Raw genomic sequence first — 3,362 nt, 5'->3', positions numbered from 1 at the left:
CGATGATCAGCTCGCAGAGCTTGCACCTTGGAGTGAAAAACTCCAATCTATCAAAAATCGCATGTGAATTATAGTGAATTACTCCAACTCGCAAAGGGCTGGGGTAATTTTATATCTGACCGCATCATTATTTGGCGGTTACTCAGTATCGGATTCAGCTAATGTTCCATGTACAGTTGGTTCTATGGTATCGACCATTAAATGTTCCAGGAATTGCATTCCGCTTCCTTCGAGAAAGCGTCCGTAAAGTGGAAGCTTCGTCATCTCCCCTGTGATGGAAGACAGACCTTCTAAAATAAGCTCTTTCCCGGGAGACTCGGACCAATGTGCCACTAATTCGTTACTTTTGAAATGTAAATAAAGCTTTCGGCTCATGGCTTCTTCCAGATAGACCATATCAAGAACAAGAACCGGGGCGTGATCTGCATCAGTAGTATACTCACATTTTACAGCTACAAGGTAAGTTTCTCCATGAAGTGTAATTAGGTTATCGATATAACGATCAAAACTTGCGGTCAGCGTACAATGTTCTTCTCCTTCCAGAAAGTGAATACAAAATTTGTCTGGACAGTTGATTTTGTCATATTGAAAAGAAATCTGTCTGACTCCGTTTGTCAGATTATTATGGAATACTTGAATAATCAGCGGAAACAGGCCAACACTTGCGGGATTTATATTGTAGCATTTTTCGTCTAAATCCTTTAGCAACCGGACATATTTGGGATATATTGCATGGCTTCTGGAATATCCGCTTTTCTTTGCCCAGCCGCCGCGTCGGATCTGCGGCATGCAGGAAGGTCCATGGGAAAGTGAGTGAACCAGGTGTGTCAGTTTGTGATACTCGGCAGGATTTTCAGGGAGAGCATATTCAGATGCCTGATATTCCTGTGGAAATGCATCACGTATCAGATCTAGCATGACGTTATTCTGGAAGAGTTCATTGTTCCCAGAGCAGGTGACAATGACCATGTCAAGGTCAGGATACACGATTACATTCTGTCCGAGCATACCATTGAATTCAAAACTGCCTAGACGTTGTTCCATCCAGATCTGGTATCCGTATCCGTAAGTTCCTTCGATACTGTCAACCTGTTTTGTGGTCGATTCGCGGATCCAGTTGGCCGGAATGATCTGCTTTTCGTGCCACATGCCGTGGTTTAGATAGAGCTGCCCTAATTTTGCCATGTCTTCCGGACAAATAAAAAGTCCCCAGCCGCCTTTTGTGATGCCTTTTGGGCAGGTCTCCCAGAGATACCGGGTGATGCCAAGAGGCTTAAATAGACGTGGCCGCAAGTATTCTTCCAGTGTCATCTCCGTGCGTGCACTGACAATTGCAGATAATACATAAGTATTCAGGCTGTTATACTGAAATTCTGTGCCAGGTTTTCCCGTTACAGGTGCGTTCAGATAGCTTTCCAGCCAGTCATTACCAGAGACAATCCCAGATTCGTTAAATGTTACACCACTTGTCATTGTCAGAAGATGCCGTACTGTGATTTCCGGTCGGAAGATTTTGATCAGTGGATTGACTTTTCCGGGAAAGATATTGTATATGTTTTCATCTAAAGAAAGTTTCCCCTCATCGATTAGCAATCCGATTGCCATACCGGTAATACTCTTACACATGGAATGGGAAATGTGCCATATGCCGCTCCGGTAAGGCGCAAAGCTGCAGTCACAGATTACATTTCCATGTCGCAGTACAAGAAAGTGATGCATATCCGTGTATGGAGATGCAGATAAGTTACTTAGTAAATGTATCAGTTTCTCGGAAGAGACACCCTGGCTCTCTGGTGTAGCGCGCAGGAAAGCCTGTTCATACGGAAGGTTTTCCGGAAACGGGATTTTCTGTGGTGTGAAATCAACTTTGCTAACCCCGTTGGTCTTGCCGAGAATCATATTTGTGATCATTTCAATCACAGCAAGCTGCTCTTTTGCCATGGCAGGTCACCTCCATATAAAAAAATAACATGCAGCAGAGCACATCCATCTCTGCTGCACAATTTGCAAGTAAAGCTCTTGCTTATAGTATAACATTATTCTTCCCTGACTACCCAATCTTTTTTCAGATACCAGACAGCGCCTTGCCAGTAAGTCTCTTCCGGAAGTGGATCCGTAAAAAGATGCTGCCAGCTTTTCTTGATTTTCTGAGCCAGAAGCGGATAAAATGAGGACTTCATAATGTCCAGTGGGTCGCGGACGCCCTGACGCTTATATTCCTGCTCAAAGGCGGCGATTTCTTCATCAGTTCCAACATATTCCATGTTCAGAATTTTATTCCATGTTCTCCGGTCAAAAAGAATCAACTCGTCTTTGGGAATTTCCAGGTGCATACGCCGGCAGCCAGCATTTGGAACTGCCCATTTTTTATCACGGTACATCCAGATTGGTGATTCAGCCTCTTGTGGCTTTGGAATGATCTTTACAGCTTCCTGGCGGAAAAACTTGTAAGCAGTGTCAAAAATCCAGGCAGTGTCTTGATATTTCTTTGTGATATAAGCCTGTTTTACATAGTTTACGCCATCTTTATCTACAATATCCCAGACAAGGTCAGGCTGCGTGCAATACATCGTGATAGTGTCTGAGGCTGATGATATATTATTCTCCGTCATAAAAACGTACCTCCTTGATCCACTCTTTCTTTAACTTCCAGCAGGTTCCGACCATGAGGGACGGATCATCCGGCTGAATCGTAAAAATTCGATCCCAGCTTTTGATAATTTTCTGCCTGAGCAGCGGGTAGAAGTTTCCTTTACTGGTTGTAACTAATGAATCTTCGGAGGCGATTCCATATTTTTTTAACTCTTCCATGTGGGCCTTTTCATCGGCCTCATCCAGCGGCACATAGAAATAATTGACGCGGTAGCCCCATTTGTCAAAATTGCAGATCAGGTATTCCCCCTCTGGAATCTCGACTTCGAATATGATTGCGTGTTCGGTCGGCTGTAACATCATATCCTCACTAACACTGAGCCAGACTGGATATTTCAGATCTTCTGGGATATCAATATATTTTCTTGCAGCTTTTGTGTACCATTCATACAATTTTAGATAGAATTCGGAAATGGTATCATTTTTTTCCTCGATATATTCTTTCTTTACAATATATTGACCTGTTTTTTGAAGCTCATCCCAGACAGCTTCATGTTGTCTTGTCCAAAACTGCATAGAAAAAACCTCCTTTATGATAAGTATAAAAACAGTTTCCTCTTAGGATGCTTTCGTGCTATTGAGAAATGTTTTGAAAATACTTAACTAAAACTTCCCACACCTCTAAGGTGTGCTGAACCTTGAAAATTCAATATTTCAGCCAATAAAAAAGGCATAAATACATTCCGTTTGGTATAATGGAATTGTCGAGA

Annotated in this window: 3 protein-coding genes; all 3 read right to left on the bottom strand. The window is 42.6% G+C overall.

From position 1 onward, the window contains the following. Positions 1-138: 138 nt before the first annotated feature. The 3 genes from ACTNA4_RS15850 to ACTNA4_RS15840 all read right to left on the bottom strand — a co-directional run bounded on the left by ACTNA4_RS15850 (position 139) and on the right by ACTNA4_RS15840 (position 3,168). Positions 139-1,941, bottom strand: coding sequence for a serine hydrolase domain-containing protein (locus tag ACTNA4_RS15850; protein ID WP_441031095.1), 1,803 nt, complete (start codon positions 1,939-1,941; stop codon positions 139-141). Between the two features lie 95 nt (positions 1,942-2,036). Further along, entirely contained in the window at positions 2,037-2,612 is a 576-nt protein-coding gene (locus ACTNA4_RS15845; protein ID WP_118364958.1) for a DUF3841 domain-containing protein, read from the bottom strand. Beyond that, positions 2,599-3,168 carry a DUF3841 domain-containing protein gene (locus tag ACTNA4_RS15840; protein WP_441031092.1) on the bottom strand — a complete coding sequence of 190 codons (570 nt, stop codon included), beginning with the start codon at positions 3,166-3,168 and terminating at the stop codon, positions 2,599-2,601. The genes ACTNA4_RS15845 and ACTNA4_RS15840 overlap by 14 nt, the downstream gene beginning before the upstream one ends. Positions 3,169-3,362 lie beyond the last annotated feature (194 nt).

Source organism: Bariatricus sp. HCP28S3_A7 (genome assembly GCF_052066375.1).
Lineage (GTDB): Bacteria > Bacillota > Clostridia > Lachnospirales > Lachnospiraceae > Allocoprococcus.
This window is presented reverse-complemented; position numbering and strand designations above follow the sequence as displayed.